The organism is uncultured Bradyrhizobium sp. (assembly GCF_964252615.1).
Lineage (GTDB): Bacteria > Pseudomonadota > Alphaproteobacteria > Rhizobiales > Xanthobacteraceae > Bradyrhizobium.
This window is the reverse complement of sequence record NZ_CAXUNQ010000036.1, coordinates 31714-48303: the sequence shown is the minus strand read 5'-3', so window position 1 is coordinate 48303 and position 16590 is coordinate 31714. Positions and strand designations below refer to the sequence as shown.

The following is a 16590-nucleotide window of genomic DNA, read 5'->3' as shown; positions in this document are numbered from 1 at the left end:
TCCCGCAGCGACACGATCCTCGATCTCCACCCGCAATATGTCTTCGCCGGCGAAGGCGGCGGCTCCCTGCAGCGGCAAAATGCCCATGACGGCATTGAGCAGCGTGGTCTTGCCGGCGCCGTTGGCGCCGATGATGGTGACGATCTCGTTGTCGCGCACGTCGAGCGACACCGCGCGCACGGCCTCGACCTTGCCGTAGGCGACGTAGGCATCCGAAACCGACAGCAGCGGCGTCATGACGCGGCTCCGAGATAGGCCTTGATGACCTCGGGATTGCGCTTGATCGCGTCCGGCGTTCCTTCCGCGATCTTGGTGCCGAAATCCAGCACCACGATGCGATCGGCCAGATCCATCACGAAACCCATGTCGTGCTCCACCAGCAGCACCGACATGCCGCCGTCGCGCAACTGCCGCAGCAATGCGGCGAGCCGCTGCTTTTCCATATGCCGCAGTCCCGCGGCCGGCTCGTCGAGCAGCAGCAGGATCGGATCGACGCACAGCGCGCGCGCGATCTCGACGATGCGCTGCTGGCCCAGCGACAGCGAGCCGGCCAGCTGGTTGATCTGGTCGCTCAAGCCGACGCGCCCGATCTGCCGTGCCGCTTCCGCGAGTATCCCGGCTTCGTCGGCGCGGTCGAGCCGCAGCATGCTGGAGACAGCGCCGGCATGGCCGCGCAGATGCGCGCCGATCGCGACGTTTTCCAGCACGGTCATATCGGGCACCAGTTTCACGTGCTGGAAGGTGCGGGCAACGCCGAGTTTTACCACTTCCTGCGGCGGCGCGTTGTCGATGGTGTTGCCGAGCAGCGCGATGCTGCCCCCGGATGAGGTCAGCACGCCGGTGATCAGGTTGAAGGTCGTGCTCTTGCCGGCGCCATTCGGCCCGATCAATGCGACGATTTCTCGCGCCTGCACGTCAAAGCTGACATTGTTTACCGCAACGACGCCGCCGAACTGCTTTCGCGCGCTGTCGATTCTCAGTAGCGCGCCGGATTTCAGGTTTGGCCGCGCGGCCGCCAGCGGCGCGATCGACGTGTCCGGCCGTTTGCGGTCGGTGTCGAACGGCAGCAGCGACATCAGCCAGGGCCACACCCCGGCCGGCGCCAGTTGCAGCAGCACCACCAGCAGAATGCCGAACACGATGATTTCGAGCTGGCCCTGGCCGCCGAAAACCAGCGGCAGGTAGCTTTGCAATATTTCCTTCAGAACCACCACGATGGCGGCGCCGAGCACGCCGCCCCAGACATAGCCGGCGCCGCCGACCACGGCGATGAACAGATATTCAATGCCGGCCTGCGGGCCGAACGGAGTCGGATTGGCGGCGCGCTGGAAATGCGCATAAAGCCAGCCCGACAGGCCCGCCAGCATCGCGGCATAAATAAAGACCAGCAGCTTTGCGCGCGCCGTCTGCACCCCGAACGCTTCGGCGGCGACGTGGCCGCGCCGCAGCGCGCGGATGGCGCGGCCGGTCCGCGAGTCGAGAAGGTTCATGGTGAGGACCGCGCAGAGGATGACGGCGACCCAGATCGCAAAATAGATCGTGCCGGGATCGAGCATCTTCAGCGGCCCGATCGCCAGCGGCGGAATTGCCGAGATGCCGTCGTTGCGGCCCAACAGCTCCAGCTTGCTGAACAGATAGAACAGCGCGATGCCCCAGGCGATGGTGCCGAGCGGCAGATAGTGTCCGGACAACCGCACGGTGACGAGGCCGAGCAGCACGGCAGCGGCGCCGCTCACCAGCAGCGCCAGCGGCAGCGTCAGCCATGGCGACAGGCCATAAGCGGTGGTCAGCACCGCCGTGGTGTAGGCGCCGAAACCGCAAAACGCCGCCTGCCCGAACGAGGTGAGGCCGCCGACGCCGGTGAGCAGAACGAGCCCCATCGCCACCAGCGCGGCAAGACCGATGTTGTCCAGCAAGACCATCCAGAATGGCGGCATCCCGGGAATGAACGGAATCGCCGCCATCGCCAGCGCAAACACCAGGACCGGGAGACGCCGTGTCATCGCTCAGTCCTTTTCCTCTTCGACCGCGGGCGCCGCCAGCGAGCGCAGCACGAGCACGGGAAGGATCAGGGTGAAAACGATGACCTCCTTGTAATTGCTTGCATAGAACGAGGAGAATGCTTCGACCGCACCCACCACCAGCGCCGCGACGGCGGTGAGCGGATAGCTGACGAGGCCGCCGATGATGGCGGCGATGAACCCTTTCAGGCCGATCAGGAATCCGGTGTCGTAATACAGCGTGGTGATCGGCACGATCAGGATTCCGGAAATCGCGCCGATCACCGAGGCGAGCAGGAACGCGAGTTGCCCGGACAGCGAGGTCCGGATGCCGACCAGGCGCGCGCCCAGCCGATTGACCGCGGTGGCGCGCAGCGCCTTGCCGTAGATGGTGTAGCCGAAAAACAGCCACAGTCCGACGATGAAGGTAACCGTAATGGCGTAGACGGCGATGTTCTGGCCGGTAAAGCGCAGTTGCCCGACCGTGAACGCGATATCGGAAATGGTCGGGCCGCGCTGGCCTTCGGCGCCGAAAAACACCAGGCCCATTCCCTGCAGCGCGAGGTGGCAGCCGACCGAAGCGATCAGCAGCACCAGCACCGAGGTGTGCGCAATCGGCTGGAATGCGATGCGATAGAGAAACAGTCCGATCGCAGCTACAATCAGCAGTGACAGCGCGATGTTGACGGCGATCGGGGTTTGGCGGCCGGCGAGCCAACCCGTCAAGGCGAGAATGACGACGGGCAAAATGATGTTGAGCGCCAGCGCGCGAAGCACGCGGCGCCGGTGCAACGATTTGCGCGCCATGAAAAGATCGAGCGCGAACGCCACCACACCCATGGCAACCGCGAGCTTCGCGGTGCCCGGCACGTTGCCGGCCGACAACGTCGCGTAGGTCAGCGCGCCATAGGTGACGAACTCGCCCTGCGGAATCAGGATCACCCGAGTGACCGCGAATACCAGCACCAGCGCCAGCCCGAGCAGCGCATAGATCGCGCCGTTGGTGACGCCGTCCTGCAGCAGGAACAGCAAGATCGTCGTGTTCAAGCGCTCCCCCTTAACGCGTCCCGGCCCGAAACCGTTCGATAACGGCAGTTGATCGACGCCGCCCTTATTTGATATAGCGCATAACAATTATCAAATATAATCTCAAGGCCCGGCGCCGGCCTGACCGGGATGTTTCAACCTACCGGGATTGCGAGCATCGAGCGATGACTGTTTCCAAGACTGCCGCGACCGATGGTGCCAAGGCCCTCCGCAAGGAGACGGTGGATGGCGTGGCCGGCGATGCCCTGCAGATGGGCGAACTGTCCGAACTGTTCGGCTATTCGCTCAAGCGCGCGCAGCTCAAGGTATTCGAGGACTTTCTGCGCTGCGTGGCGCCGCTGCAACTGACGCCGGCCCAGTTCTCGGTGCTGCTGCTGCTCGACAACAACCCCGGCCGCAACCAGACCGAGATCGCAAATACGCTGGGTATCCTGCGTCCGAATTTCGTTGCCATGCTCGACGGCCTCGAGAGCCGCGAATTATGCGTCCGGATGCGTTCGACCAACGACCGCCGCTCGCACATCCTGATGCTGACCGACAAAGGCCGCGCGGTGCTGGCCCGCGCCAAGAAGCTCGTCGCCTCCAAGCACGAAGCGCGCCTCAACGAATTGCTGGGACCGTCCAACCGCGCCGCGCTGCTGACCATGCTGGCCAAGATCGCGGCGGAGTTTTAGGCGTCCGCCGGGATCCGGTTTCCTCGAGTCGCCGGCAAACGGGCCCCGGCTCAGCAGCGCGCCGCTTCGCAAAAGCTAGCGCTGTACTGCGTCCGGGACGCGATGCCTTACACCGGGTCCACCAGAATCACCCTGACGTCATTGACGTTGGTGAGCGTCGGGCCGGTCATCAGCAGGTCGCCGGTCGCCTCGAAGAACGTCGTGGCGTCGTTGGCGTCGAGATAGCTCCGGGCATCGAGGCCGAGCGACTTCATTTTCGCGAACGTCTGTCGATTGATCATCGCGCCAGCCGGATCGGCCGCACTTCCTGCTCCGCCATCGGCACCGTCGGTATCTCCCGCCAACGCCGAAATGCCGCTCACATCGTTGAGCAGGCCGGCGAGCGCCAGCGCATATTCCTGGTTGGGACCGCCGCGGCCATTGCCGCGCACGGTCACCGTGAGTTCGCCGCCGGACAGGATCGCGAGCTGTTTACCCTGCGCGCGGGCCTGCAATGCAAGCTTCGCGTGCTCGGCGGCGACGCTGCGCGCTTCGCCTTCGAGATCGGCCCCGAGATCGACGATCTCGTAGCCGGCGTCCTTCGCCAGTTGTATCGCGGCATCGAGCGAATTTCGCGGCCGCGCGATCAGTTCGAAATGCGCATGCGCGAAGGCGGCATCGCCGTCCTTGCAGCTTTCATTGGCCGGATCGTTCAACGCCCGGCTGATCGCGTTGTCGAGCTTGAGATCGTACTTGGCGACCAGCGCACGGGCGTCCGCGAGCGTGGTCGGATCCGGCACCGTCGGCCCCGAGGCGATTGCGGAGGGATCGTCGCGCGGCACGTCTGAAATCGCCAGCGTCACGATTTCCGCGCGCTGACCGGCGCGGGCAAGGCGGCCGCCCTTGATCCGCGACAGATGCTTGCGGACGGTGTTGATCTCGCCGATCGGCGCGCCGGAGCGCAGCAAGGCGCGGGTCACCTGCTGCTTCTGCGCAAAGCCGATGCCCTCGACCGGCGCAATCCAGTTGGCGGAGCCGCCGCCGGACAGCAGCACCAGCAACAGATCGTCTGCAGTTGCCTGCGCGGCCAGTTTCAAACTGTCGTCGGCGCCCTTGAGGCCCGCCTCGTCGGGCACCGGATGGCCGGCCTCGATCACTTTGATACGCCGCGTCGGCACGCCGTGGCCGTGCCGCGTGGTGGCGATGCCGGTGAGTCGCGACGGCTCCATTTCGAACGCGTCGAGGTAGTGCCGTTCCACGGCCGCCGCCATCGCAGCCGCGCCCTTGCCCGCAGCGAGACAGATCACCTTTCCCCGAGGTACGGGGCGCAAATGCGAAGCGAGCACCACGTCGGGATGCGCCGCAGCCACGGCGGCATCATACATCGCGCGCAGAAGAGGGCGTCGGTCGGTCATGCCGTGATGTTATGACGATCCCGGGGAGCGATCGCAAGGCGCACGACGAAGCGACGTTACGCCGCCGCGGTCGCGACCACCTGCGCCAGCAACTGCTCGCGCTTGGACTGCGAGCGGTAGCCCTTCATGGTTGCCGCGAACCGCTCGAGAATTCCTTCCTCGAACGCGGTGACGATAGTGTCGTGCACATAACTCTTGCGGCAGATTGCCGGCGTGTTCGACAGCTCGTCCGCGGCCGAGCGCACCGCTTCCAGCACCTGCTTCTTGCGGCCCCGGGCGCTCGCGGCCGGCGAGATCCGCGACAGCGATTCCAGCACCACGGCCGAGGCCATCAGGGTGCGGAAATCCTTCAGCGATATTTTGATGCCGGCGATCTCGCGCAGGAATTCGTTGACCTGGGTGGCGTTGACCACGCGTATGCTGCCGGCATTGTCCTTGTACTGGAACATTCGCTTGCCCGGCAGTTGGCGCAGAATGGCAAGGGCGCGCACCAGCTTGGACGCATCGCATTCCTTGCGCACGGCCTTGCCACCCTTGGCCTTGAAGGTCAGCACGATGCAGTCGTCCTCGATCGCAACGTTCGACTTCAGCAGCGTGCTTGCGCCCCGGGTGCCGCTGAGCCGCGCGTAGGATTCGCTGCCCGGACGGATCGCGGTGCGCGCGATCAGTTCGATCACGGCCGAAAGTGCGAATTCACGGGTAGGCTGATCGCCGGACAGATGCGCCGAGACGTTGCGCCGGATTTTCGGCAAGGCCGCGACGAGCCGCGCCAGGCGATGCGCCTTGCGCTGTTCGCGCACTTTTTCCCAATCGGCGTGATAGCGATACTGCAGCCGGCCCGCGGCATCGCGGCCGACGGCCTGCAGATGCGATGTCGGATCGGGGGAATAGCGGACCTCCTCATAGGCGGGCGGTACCGCCATGGAATGGAGCCGCTTGATGGTTCCGACATGGCGGATCGGCGTTCCGTTGGCGCGAACGAATGAATAATGCTTGCCGCGCCTGATGCGCCGAATGGTCAATTCGTTCTGGTCACCGAGCTTGAGGCCGAGTTCCTGGGCCAACGATTCCACCGTCGTCGCCGCGTCTGCCATCGCAACCGGCGCCGGAGCTTCCGCACACGGTCCGGGCGCTTCGAAATTCTGCTGATCCATCATGACTTTAAACGCCTCAACTCGACCCTGTATTCGCTAATGCCGATCGCTGATCTTTAGTTCCGGCGACCCGCCAGCCTCGACCGCGCCATTTAGGGGGTAATAACAGGGAGCACCAGCCCTGCCAGCGGTAAATTACGGTTACCGGTTACCGCCTATTAGGTGAATGCGCCGCCAGTGCAGGATTTTGGATCAACCGAACGCGATCGTGATCGTGGCGTCGGCGCTTAGGGCCGCGGCGGCGCTCGCCCGAATGACAAGGCGCCGACCAAAGCTCCTATTGTCGGCGCCGGGCAGGCCAACGCATAATCGTTCCAACAACGAAGACGGCTTGTGGCGAGACGTACACCGGCCGCACAGGGTGGAGGATGAGATGTCCGAGAAGATTTACGACGTATCCGCGGAATGGGCCGGCCGGGCCTGGGTGGACGACGCCAAATACCGCGACATGTATGCACGCTCGGTCAATGACCCCGACGGGTTCTGGGGCGAGCAGGCGCAACGCCTCGACTGGATCAAGCCGTTCAGCAAGGTCGAGAACTCATCCTTCGCTCCCGGAAAGCTTTCGATCAAATGGTTCGAGGACGGCGTCCTCAACGTCGCCTGGAATTGCATCGACCGCCATCTTGACAAGCGCGGCGACCAGACCGCGATCATCTGGGAGGGCGATGACCCTTCGGAGTCCAGGCACATCACCTATCGTCAATTGCATGACGAGGTCTGCAAGTTCGCCAATATACTGCGCACGCGCAACGTCAAAAAAGGCGACCGTGTCACTATCTACCTGCCGATGATACCGGAAGCCGCCTACGCAATGCTGGCCTGCGCGCGGATCGGCGCCATTCATTCGGTGGTGTTCGGCGGGTTCTCGCCGGACAGCCTTGCCCAGCGCATCACCGGCTGCGACTCCAAGGTCGTCATTACCGCGGATGAGGGCCTGCGCGGCGGCAGGAAGGTGCCGTTGAAGGCCAATGTCGATGCGGCACTTGCCAAGTGCGGCGGCGTCGACTGGGTGGTCGTGGTCAAGCGGACCGGCGGCGCCGTCGACATGAGTCCGACGCGCGACCTCTGGTATCATGAAGCCGCGGAAATGGTGACGGCGGAATGCCCGTGCGAGCCGATGAACGCCGAAGATCCGCTGTTCATCCTCTATACGTCAGGTTCGACCGGCCAGCCCAAGGGCGTGCTGCACACCTCGGCCGGCTATCTGCTGTTCGCGTCGATGACACATCACTACGTGTTCGACTACCATGACGGCGACATCTATTGGTGCACCGCCGACGTCGGCTGGGTCACCGGCCACAGCTACATTCTCTACGGGCCGCTGGCGAACGGCGCGACCACGCTGATGTTCGAAGGCGTGCCGAATTATCCGGACAATTCGCGGTTCTGGAACGTGGTTGACAAGCACAAGGTCAACATCTTCTACACCGCCCCGACCGCGATCCGGGCGCTGATGCAGGGCGGCGACGAACCGGTCAAACGGACCTCGCGCAAGAGCCTGCGGCTGCTGGGCTCGGTCGGCGAGCCGATCAATCCGGAAGCGTGGGAATGGTATCACCGCGTGATCGGCGACGAGCGCTGCCCGATCGTCGACACCTGGTGGCAGACCGAAACCGGCGGCATCCTGATCACGCCGCTGCCCGGCGCCACCAGGCTCAAGCCGGGTTCGGCGACGCTGCCCTTCTTTGGAGTGGTGCCCGAGATCGTCGATGCCGACGGCAATGCGCTGGAAGGCGAAACCCAGGGCAATCTCTGCATCGTCAGATCATGGCCGGGCCAGATGCGCACGGTCTATGGCGATCACGCGCGCTTCGAGCAGACCTATTTCTCGACCTATAAGGGAAAGTATTTCACCGGGGACGGCTGCCGCCGCGACGCCGACGGCTACTACTGGATCACCGGGCGCGTCGACGACGTGATCAACGTCTCCGGCCACCGCATGGGCACCGCGGAAGTCGAGAGTTCGCTGGTCGCCAATCCGGCGGTGTCGGAGGCCGCCGTGGTCGGTTATCCGCATGACATCAAGGGCCAGGGCATCTACGCCTATGTGACGCTGATGAGCGGCGTCGAGCCGACCGACAGCTTGCGCAAGGAATTGGTGGCGTGGGTGCGCAAAGACATCGGCCCGATCGCCTCGCCCGACCTGATCCAGTTCGCGCCGGGCCTGCCCAAGACCCGCTCCGGCAAGATCATGCGCCGCATCCTTCGCAAGATCGCCGAGGACGAGCCGGGCAGTCTCGGCGACACCTCGACGCTGTCCGATCCCGCGGTGGTGGATGACCTCGTCAACAACCGGCAAAACAAGAAGGGGACAGGAGCTTAGCCACGGCAACTCGATCACACCGGACGCTGCATGAAGAAAAGCTGACGCGTAGCGCCGGACGCTGGCACCGCGCCCCCGGCGCGATGCAGGGCTTCGGTGCCGAGCGTACAAAGCGCCGTCCTTGTGATCGTCGCCAAGCCAAGAGCGGCATGACGGACCGCCGCGTCCGCGACAACGGTCATCTCACCGCATTCACAGAATCGTCAGGGGCGAGGGCTTGCCGCGGTTGGTTTCCCGGCAAGTGTTGTTTTCAAGTCATTTACTTTGTTTGCAACATTTTCTTTTGTGGACGTGCCTGGGCGGCTCCCCCGGCGCGGGCGGAAACCTGTCGGTTAGCGCCCGCGGCTAAAATGCGGGAGCGGATCAGGCGTCGGTTTTGCGATCTGCTTGGATTCGGCCGCTCTGACTCGGCGGTCACGAAAAACTGGAGAGACGGATGTCGTGGAGAATTGCGGTGGTGCTGGCAGCCACGGTTGCGACCGGCCTGGTGACGGCCGAACCGGCGCAGGCGCGGCCGGACGTCGTGGGTTTTCGCGGCGACTATTCGCCGGGGACCATCGTGGTGAAGACCAACGAGCGCCGACTTTATCTGATCGTCGATCAGGGCCGCGCGGTGCGTTATCCGGTCGGCGTCGGCAAGGCTGGCAAGCAATGGGCGGGCACCACCCGCATCGACGGCAAATACACCAACCCGGCCTGGTCGCCGCCCGCCGAAGTCAAACGCGACAAGCCGTCAATGCCCAGCGTGATCCCCGGCGGGTCGCCGCGCAACCCGATGGGCGTCGCGGCGATGACGCTGTCCGGCGGCGAATACGCGATCCACGGCACCAACATGCCCGGCTCGGTCGGCGGTTTCGTTTCCTACGGCTGCATCCGCATGCTGAACGCGGATATCAGCGACCTCTACCAGCGGGTTTCGGTGGGCACCACGGTGGTGGTGACGCGCTGAACCATGCCGGGATTTGACGCTGCAAGCCGCACTGCCGAGCGGCTTTGCGCCGTCATTCCAGAATGGAGGCGACGCGCACCGGAATCCAGCCCGTGCGTTGCTCCGGATTCCGGACTTTGCGTCGAGCGGCGCGCCCCGGAACGCCGGGCCTAAAAATCCGACGCAATCCCTTTGTTCTCCCAATCCCCGTAGCGCGTGGGTTCGGGCCCCTTGGGGCCCTGAAATTCCTTGGCCGCCGGCTGAGCCGCTGCCTGGGCGGCGGCGCGGCGCGCTTCGGCTTCGGCAAGCGCGCGTTGCGCCGCGGGCGATAATGGCCTGCGCGGCGGTGGCGCTGCTGGCCCCGAAGTATCGTCCGGCATCGCAGGTTTCCAATTTCGCGATCGGGTCGGCCCTCAAACCTACCCTTCGGGATAGATGAGCCTCCTGCCATTAAATTGCCAGGGCGATTCTTACATTTGGCATATTCGCATGCCACAGGTGTTTTACTCATCGACGGCATGCGCCGAATTGCCGATGCTTGGAAAGCGATCAGCACCTTATGCCTCCCGTTAGATTCGCACCGCCCACCGAGGTGCCCGGCCTCGCGGCGCGGCGGATCGCGGCGGATATTCTGGACGGCGTATTGCACAAGCGCCGCACGCTCGACGATCAGCTTGAGGGCGCCGGCGCCCATCCCGGACTGAAGACGCTCTCCGACCGCGACCGCGCCTTGATGCGGCGGCTGGTGGCGACCATCCTGCGGCGGCTGGGAACACTGGGCCATGTGCTGTCGCGGCTGCTCGACCGCGGCGTTCCCACCGACGCGCCGCGCGCGCAGAGCGCTTTGCTGATCGGCGCCGCGCAAATTCTCTGGATGGACGTGCCGGATCACGCCGCGGTCGACCTCTCGGTGCGGCTGGTGCAGTCGGACCGCCGCGCCGCGAAATATGCTGGCCTCGTCAACGCGGTGCTGCGCCGTTGCGCACGCGAGGGCCAGCCGCTGATCGACGAGGTCGCCGCACAGTCCCTGGATCTGCCGCCGTGGCTGATGGCGCGCTGGACCGCGCATTACGGCGAAGCCGCCGCGAAGGAAATTGCCGTCGCCCTCAGCCATGAGCCGTCGCTCGATCTGACGGTAAAATCCGACGCCGCGCAGTGGGCGACGCGGCTGCATGGCGAAGAATTGCCGACCGGGACCGTGCGCACGCTGCTGCAGGGGCCGGTGACGATGCTGCCGGGCTTTGCCGAAGGGCAATGGTGGGTGCAGGACGCTGCCGCGGCCTTACCGGTGCGCTTGTTCGGCGACGTCGCTGGAAAATCCATCGCGGATTTCTGCGCGGCGCCGGGGGGCAAGACGGCGCAGTTGGTACAGGCCGGCGCAAGGGTCACCGCGATCGACCGCTCGCCGAATCGCGTGGCGCGGCTGCGCGACAATCTTTCGCGGCTGGGACTGGAGGCAACCACCGTGGTGGCCGACGCCACCGAGTGGCAAAGCCAGGATCAATTCGACGGCGTGCTGGTTGATGCGCCCTGCGCCTCCACCGGCACCATCCGGCGCCATCCCGACGTGGCCTGGCTGCGTCAGGAACTCGATATCGGCGCGCTGATGCCGCTGCAACAACGCCTGCTGCAACAAGCCGTCGCGCGGCTGAAACCCGGCGGCACCCTGGTTTATTGCACCTGTTCGCTGGAGCCGGAAGAGGGGGAACAGGCCATTGCGGCCCTGCTATCGGCCGAATCGGGCCTGCGCCGCGCGCCCATCGCAGCCGGCGAGGTGGCTGGACTGGCGGAAGTCATAAACCCCGAGGGCGACCTGCGCACCCTGCCCTGCCACCTGCCGCATGCCGACCCGCGCCTGAGCGGGCTCGACGGCTTCTATGCGGCGCGGCTCGTTAAATCCTGATATTTACGGGTCAATTACAGATTCGGTCCATTCGCGGGGGGTGTCCCGGCCGCGTTTCCGGATTAAAAGGATTCGCAGAGAATCCTCCGCAAGTTAAAAGGATTCGGAAGCGAATCCTCATTCCCAAGGCGCGCGTGTCGGTCGCTCAACGCAGACGTATTTCGACGCTGATCATGGGCCGCTTCGCGCGGACCGCGATAGCGCGCGCCAGCGGCGGCTCGGTGGCGCTGTCGCGGCTGTGGCCGGGCCGCACCGACCGCCTGATCATCGCGCCGCACGACCTGCGCACCGCCGACGCCACCCGCGCCGCTGAAGTCTACGCCGGCCGCTTCGTGTTCGCCGGCAAGATCGTCACATGCCACGCACGATCCATATTCGATCTCGAGCCGCCATCGGAAGACTGGGAAGTGGCGCTGCTCGGCTTCGGCTGGCTCCGCCATCTGCGCGCCGCCGACACCGCGATCACCCGCGCCAACGCGCGCGCGCTGGTCGACGACTGGATTTCCAACCCCAATCGCAAGCGTCGGATCGGCCGCCGGGCCGACGTCCTCGCGCGCCGGGTGATCTCGCTGCTGTCGCAGGCGCCACTGGTGCTCGGCGATACCGACGGCAAATTCTATCGCCGCTATTTGCGCGGCCTGACCCGAGAAATCCGCTATCTGCGCTATACCATGCTGGATATTCCCGACGGCGTGCCGCGGCTGCAGGTCTTGATCGCGCTGTGCTACGCCTCGCTCTGCCTCGCCAACCAGGCGCGCCACATCCGGATCGCGACGCGAAAGCTCTCTGATGAATTGCAGCGACAGATCCTTCCCGATGGCGGTCATGTCTCGCGCAATCCCGGTGCCCTGATCGAGTTGCTGATCGACCTGTTGCCGCTGCGGCAGACCTTCGCCGCAAGAAACATCGCGCCGCCGCCCGCACTGCTGAATGCGATCGACCGCATGATGCCGATGCTGCGCTTCTTCCGCCACGGCGACGGCACCTTCGCATTGTTCAACGGCATGAGCGGCACGCCGTCCGACCTGCTGGCGACGCTGCTCGCCTACGACGACACCCACGGCGCGCCGATGATGCACATGCCGCACACCGGCTATCAGCGGCTTGATGCCGGCGCGATGACGGTGATCATCGACACCGGTCCACCGCCGCCACCCAATGTCAGCCACGACGCCCATGCCGGCTGCCTGTCGTTCGAGCTGTCGTCGGGGCCCAGCCGGATCGTGATCAATTGCGGCATGCCCGCCACCAGCCGCGACAACTGGCGCGCCTTCGCGCGCAGCACGCCGGCGCATTCCACACTGACCTATCACGGTACGTCATCGTGCCAGTTCGTCGAATTGTCGGCGATGAAGCGGCTGCTGCAGGGCTCTCCCGTCGTCAGCGGCCCGGCCAATGTCGAAAGCTATCGCGAGGCGGTGGCCAACGGCATGCTGCTGACGATGTCGCATGACGGCTATCTCGCAAAGTTCGGCGTGATTCATCAGCGCGTGCTGATGGCGGCGCATGACGGCACGCGGCTCGACGGCGAGGATACCCTGGCGCCGCCGCCGGGGGCGCGGATCAAGGGCAACGACACCGATTACGCGCTGCGATTTCATCTGCATCCCTCCGTAAAGGCGAGTCGGCTTAGCGACGCCCGCGGCGTGATGCTGGTGTTGCCTAACCGCGACGTCTGGACGTTCGAGGCGCTCGATGACAAGGTCGAACTGGAAGACAGCGTATTCCTCGCCGGAAACGACGGGCCTCGCCGCACCGCCCAGATCGTGATCCGGCAGGACTCGCGGCACGCCTCCAGCATCCGCTGGAGTTTTGTGCGCTCGACCACGTCGGCCTCGGCAACGACCGCCAAGCGCAACGCCCGCCGCGAACCGGAATTGCCGTTGTAGGGAATGCCGTCATTGCGAGAAGCCCAGCAACGAAGCGGTCCATTTCTCCATCATGCCGGCCTTGAACCGACTGGATTCACACATTCTCCTCATACGCGGGCTTGACCCGCGTATCCATCCATCTCCGCAAGAGGCTTTGCGAAGGCGATTGATTGCCGGGTCAAGCCCGGCAATGACGGGGGAAAGAGCTTCGCATGCTTTCCCCCTGGTTTCATGCGGCACAAAATCATGCTACGCGGCGGGCTTGTTCTGCAGGACCGAACGCATGACCGACCACCGCGTGACCCGCGCCTTGCTGTCCGTTTCCGACAAGTCGGGCCTGATCGAATTCGCCCGGGCATTGGCGGGGTACGGCATCGATCTCGTCTCTACCGGCGGCACCGCCAGAGCGATTGCAGCCGCCGGATTGAAGGTCACCGACGTGTCCGACTTGACCGGCTTTCCGGAGATGATGGACGGCCGGGTCAAGACGCTGCATCCGAAGGTGCACGGCGGGTTGTTGGCGATCCGCGACAACGCCGAGCACGCGCAAGCGATGAAGGACCATGGCATCGCGCCGATCGACCTGCTCGTGGTCAATCTCTATCCGTTCGAGGCGACCGTCGACAAGGGCGCCGGTTTCGAGGAGTGCATCGAAAATATCGATATCGGCGGGCCGGCGATGATCCGCGCCGCCGCAAAGAACCACGACGATGTCGCCGTCGTCGTCGAGCCCGAAGATTACCGGGCCGTGCTCGACGAACTCGCCGCCAACCGGGGGGCGACCACGCCGCCGCTGCGCCGCCGCCTCGCCGCAAAAGCCTATGCGCGAACGGCGGCCTATGACGCCGCGATCTCGAACTGGTTCGCGGCGCAGTTGAAGATCGGCGCGCCGGATTTCCGCAGCCTGGGCGGCCGGCTGATCCAGCCGCTGCGCTATGGCGAGAACCCGCACCAGACGGCGGCGTTCTACCGCACGCCGGAGCGCCGGCCGGGGGTGACGACGGCGCGGCAGTTGCAGGGCAAGGAGTTGTCCTACAACAACATCAACGACACCGACGCGGCCTACGAATGCATCGCCGAGTTCGACGCCGCGCGTACCGCAGCCTGCGTCATCGTCAAGCACGCCAATCCCTGCGGGGTCGCCGAAGGCGATGACCTGGTCAGCGCGTACCGCAGGGCGCTGGCTTGCGATACGACCTCCGCCTCCGGCGGGATCATTGCGCTCAATCGTACGCTCGATGCGGAAGCCGCGCGCGCGATCATCGAAATGTTCACCGAAGTGATCATCGCGCCTGGCGCCACCGACGAGGCCATCGCCATCGTATCGGGAAAGAAAAATCTGCGGCTGTTGCTGGCGGGCGGTCTGCCCGATCCGCGCACGGCGGGCCTGACCGCAAAAACCGTCGCCGGCGGCCTGCTGGTGCAAAGCCGCGACAACGCCGTGGTCGACGACATGACCCTGACGACCGTTACCAGACGCGCGCCGTCGGATGCGGAATTGCGCGATCTCAAATTCGCGTTTCGCGTCGCCAAGCACGTCAAGTCGAACACCATCGTCTATGCCAAGGATCTTGCCACCGTCGGCATCGGCGCGGGGCAGATGAGCCGGGTGGATTCGGCGCGCATCGCCGCGCGCAAGGCGCAGGATGCCGCGGCTGAATTGAAGCTGGCGCGGGCGATGACCGTGGGCTCGGTGGTGGCGTCCGACGCGTTCTTTCCCTTTGCCGACGGATTGCTGGTGGCGATCGAGGCCGGCGCTACCGCGGTGATCCAGCCCGGCGGCTCGATCCGCGACGGCGACATCATCAAGGCCGCCGATGAGCACGGCATCGCCATGGTATTCACCGGCATGCGGCATTTCAGGCATTGAATCGGCGGTTACTCCCTTACCCTTCGAAGCAGCATCAGCCCAGCGAGGAAAAAAACCACCAGCACCGCCATGCCCGCCTTCTGGCTCGCGGTCACCGCGGTGACGATACCGATCAGAAGCGGCCCCACGAACGACGTGACTTTTCCGGTCAGCGCGAACAGCCCGAAATACTGCGCGATGCGGTCCTGCGGCGCCATCCGAATGAGCAGCGTGCGGGAGGCTGCCTGCAGCGGGCCGCCGGCCATGCCGATCAGGCATCCGAGCAAAAGATAGGCTTTTTCGGCTGCTGCCGCGAACAAGCCGCCCCCCGGCACGGGCGGCGCGACCTCGAACAGCAGAACATGATCGCGGTCGACCGTCAGGATCCAGATCACCGACAGCAGCAGGATAATCAGGCTGCCTGATATCACGCGCTTCGGCCCCAGCCGGTCGTCAAGCTTGCCGCCCATCCAGGCGCCGAACGCGCCGGCGATCGCCAGCAGGATGCCGAAGCTGCCGATCTGAATCGTGTTCCAGCCGAAGGTGCCCGCCGCATAGATGCCGCCGAACGCAAACAGCGATACCAGTCCGTCGGTGTAGATCATGTTGGCGAGCAGGAACGCCGCCATTGACTTCTGCGTCAGTAATTCTCCGAGCGTCCAGCGCAGGTCGGTCAAACCTACACGCACCGCCTCGCGCACCCGATGCCTGGCAGGATAATCCGGCGTCAGCAGGAACATCGGCAGCACGAAGACGATGAACCACACGCCGGTCAGCGGGCCGGTGATGCGGTCGCCCTGATGGCTGACGGGATCGAGCCCGAACAGCGGCATGAAGCCGAACAGGGTGCGCTGGGTTTCCGGATTGGCGGCGAGAAACCCCAGCACCAGGATCAGACTCAAAATACCGCCGACGTAACCGGTGGCCCACCCGGTGCCTGACAATCGCCCGATCCGGTCCGGCGGCACCAGCGACGGCATCATGGCGTTGTTGAATACGGTGGCGAATTCGACGCCGATGGTCGCGATCCCATACGCGATCAACAGCGGCGGGATCACGCTTGGATCGCCGGGCCTGCCGATCCACATCGAGGCGGAGCCGATCACCAGCAGCACGCCGAACGCGGCAATCCACGGCTTGCGGCGGCCGCTGGCATCGGCAATGGCGCCGAGCACCGGCGACAACAGCGCAATCACCAGCCCTGCCGCCGCGGTGGCAAAACCCCACAACGATTGCCCGCTGGCGGGATTTGCTGCGACATGCGTGGCGAAATACGGCGCGAACACGAAGGTGGTGATCAGCGTGAAGTAGGGCTGTGCCGCCCAGTCGAACAGGATCCAGCCGATCACGGCGGAGCGCGGCGGATAGGTCTGGTGCATACCAGCAATGCGTTCGGGGGCCGCCATGCTCGCATTCTCGCCGAATCGTTTGCCAACACAAGCCG

The 16590-nt window shown here is 65.0% G+C and carries 13 protein-coding genes; 6 read left to right on the top strand and 7 right to left on the bottom strand.

What is annotated here, in order from left to right; translation table 11 throughout:
- The 3 genes from ACFE72_RS17065 to ACFE72_RS17055 all read right to left on the bottom strand — a co-directional run.
- Window positions 1-237, bottom strand: a 237-nt coding sequence (locus tag ACFE72_RS17065; RefSeq protein WP_375414298.1) for an ATP-binding cassette domain-containing protein, incomplete at its 3' end; no start/stop codon positions are given.
- On the bottom strand, window positions 234-2003 hold the full coding sequence (locus ACFE72_RS17060; protein ID WP_375414297.1) for an ATP-binding cassette domain-containing protein: 1770 nt from the start codon (window positions 2001-2003) through the stop codon (window positions 234-236). The genes ACFE72_RS17065 and ACFE72_RS17060, both read right to left, overlap by 4 nt.
- A gap of 3 nt (window positions 2004-2006) precedes the next feature.
- Window positions 2007-3047 carry a branched-chain amino acid ABC transporter permease gene (locus ACFE72_RS17055; RefSeq protein WP_375414296.1) on the bottom strand — a complete coding sequence of 347 codons (1041 nt, stop codon included), beginning with the start codon at window positions 3045-3047 and terminating at the stop codon, window positions 2007-2009.
- 164 nt (window positions 3048-3211) lie between these two features.
- On the opposite strand from ACFE72_RS17055, the gene ACFE72_RS17050 reads away from it, so the two are divergent.
- Window positions 3212-3721 (top strand): MarR family winged helix-turn-helix transcriptional regulator, encoded by a 510-nt coding sequence (locus tag ACFE72_RS17050; RefSeq protein ID WP_375414295.1) that lies wholly within the window; start codon window positions 3212-3214, stop codon window positions 3719-3721.
- A gap of 107 nt (window positions 3722-3828) precedes the next feature.
- On the opposite strand, the gene ACFE72_RS17045 is transcribed toward ACFE72_RS17050, so the two are convergent.
- Together ACFE72_RS17045 and ACFE72_RS17040 are read right to left on the bottom strand one after the other, a co-directional pair.
- Window positions 3829-5115, bottom strand: coding sequence for a glycerate kinase (locus tag ACFE72_RS17045; RefSeq protein WP_375414294.1), 1287 nt, complete (start codon window positions 5113-5115; stop codon window positions 3829-3831).
- 56 nt (window positions 5116-5171) lie between these two features.
- On the bottom strand, window positions 5172-6272 hold the full coding sequence (locus ACFE72_RS17040; protein WP_375414293.1) for a DNA topoisomerase IB: 1101 nt from the start codon (window positions 6270-6272) through the stop codon (window positions 5172-5174).
- 370 nt (window positions 6273-6642) lie between these two features.
- Here ACFE72_RS17040 and acs point away from each other — a divergent pair, with 370 nt between their 5' ends.
- Entirely contained in the window at window positions 6643-8595 is a 1953-nt protein-coding gene (gene acs / locus ACFE72_RS17035; protein ID WP_375414292.1) for an acetate--CoA ligase, read from the top strand.
- Window positions 8596-9031: 436 nt separating this feature from the next.
- The gene (locus tag ACFE72_RS17030) at window positions 9032-9544 is read left to right on the top strand and encodes a L,D-transpeptidase (protein ID WP_375414291.1); all 513 of its coding nucleotides are present in this window, start codon (window positions 9032-9034) and stop codon (window positions 9542-9544) included.
- Window positions 9545-9693: 149 nt separating this feature from the next.
- Here ACFE72_RS17030 and ACFE72_RS17025 read toward each other — a convergent pair whose 3' ends face one another.
- Window positions 9694-9903: a DUF1674 domain-containing protein gene (locus tag ACFE72_RS17025; protein ID WP_375414290.1), complete on the bottom strand. Its 210-nt coding sequence runs from the start codon at window positions 9901-9903 to the stop codon at window positions 9694-9696.
- A 179-nt stretch (window positions 9904-10082) separates the two neighbouring features.
- Between ACFE72_RS17025 and ACFE72_RS17020 the strand changes: the two genes are divergently transcribed.
- The 3 genes from ACFE72_RS17020 (at window position 10083) to purH (ending at window position 15167) form a co-directional block, all read left to right on the top strand.
- Window positions 10083-11426 carry an RsmB/NOP family class I SAM-dependent RNA methyltransferase gene (locus ACFE72_RS17020; protein ID WP_375414289.1) on the top strand — a complete coding sequence of 448 codons (1344 nt, stop codon included), beginning with the start codon at window positions 10083-10085 and terminating at the stop codon, window positions 11424-11426.
- A 173-nt stretch (window positions 11427-11599) separates the two neighbouring features.
- A complete protein-coding gene (locus ACFE72_RS17015) occupies window positions 11600-13315 on the top strand; it encodes a heparinase II/III family protein (RefSeq protein WP_375414301.1) in 1716 nt (571 codons plus the stop codon).
- A 265-nt stretch (window positions 13316-13580) separates the two neighbouring features.
- A complete protein-coding gene (gene purH, locus ACFE72_RS17010) occupies window positions 13581-15167 on the top strand; it encodes a bifunctional phosphoribosylaminoimidazolecarboxamide formyltransferase/IMP cyclohydrolase (protein WP_375414288.1) in 1587 nt (528 codons plus the stop codon).
- An 8-nt stretch (window positions 15168-15175) separates the two neighbouring features.
- Here purH and ACFE72_RS17005 read toward each other — a convergent pair whose 3' ends face one another.
- Entirely contained in the window at window positions 15176-16552 is a 1377-nt protein-coding gene (locus tag ACFE72_RS17005; RefSeq protein ID WP_375414287.1) for an MFS transporter, read from the bottom strand.
- Window positions 16553-16590: the final 38 nt, after the last annotated feature.

Excerpts from the sequence above, each read along its gene's own strand:
- ACFE72_RS17060 (WP_375414297.1), bottom strand. The coding sequence starts at position 2,003 with ATGACACGGCGTCTCCCGGTCCTGGTGTTTGCGCTGGCGATGGCGGCG.
- ACFE72_RS17050 (WP_375414295.1), top strand. The coding sequence starts at position 3,212 with ATGACTGTTTCCAAGACTGCCGCGACCGATGGTGCCAAGGCCCTCCGC.
- ACFE72_RS17045 (WP_375414294.1), bottom strand. The coding sequence starts at position 5,115 with ATGACCGACCGACGCCCTCTTCTGCGCGCGATGTATGATGCCGCCGTG.
- ACFE72_RS17040 (WP_375414293.1), bottom strand. The coding sequence starts at position 6,272 with ATGATGGATCAGCAGAATTTCGAAGCGCCCGGACCGTGTGCGGAAGCT.
- acs (WP_375414292.1), top strand. The coding sequence starts at position 6,643 with ATGTCCGAGAAGATTTACGACGTATCCGCGGAATGGGCCGGCCGGGCC.
- ACFE72_RS17030 (WP_375414291.1), top strand. The coding sequence starts at position 9,032 with ATGTCGTGGAGAATTGCGGTGGTGCTGGCAGCCACGGTTGCGACCGGC.
- ACFE72_RS17025 (WP_375414290.1), bottom strand. The coding sequence starts at position 9,903 with ATGCCGGACGATACTTCGGGGCCAGCAGCGCCACCGCCGCGCAGGCCA.
- ACFE72_RS17020 (WP_375414289.1), top strand. The coding sequence starts at position 10,083 with ATGCCTCCCGTTAGATTCGCACCGCCCACCGAGGTGCCCGGCCTCGCG.
- ACFE72_RS17015 (WP_375414301.1), top strand. The coding sequence starts at position 11,600 with ATGGGCCGCTTCGCGCGGACCGCGATAGCGCGCGCCAGCGGCGGCTCG.
- purH (WP_375414288.1), top strand. The coding sequence starts at position 13,581 with ATGACCGACCACCGCGTGACCCGCGCCTTGCTGTCCGTTTCCGACAAG.
- ACFE72_RS17005 (WP_375414287.1), bottom strand. The coding sequence starts at position 16,552 with ATGGCGGCCCCCGAACGCATTGCTGGTATGCACCAGACCTATCCGCCG.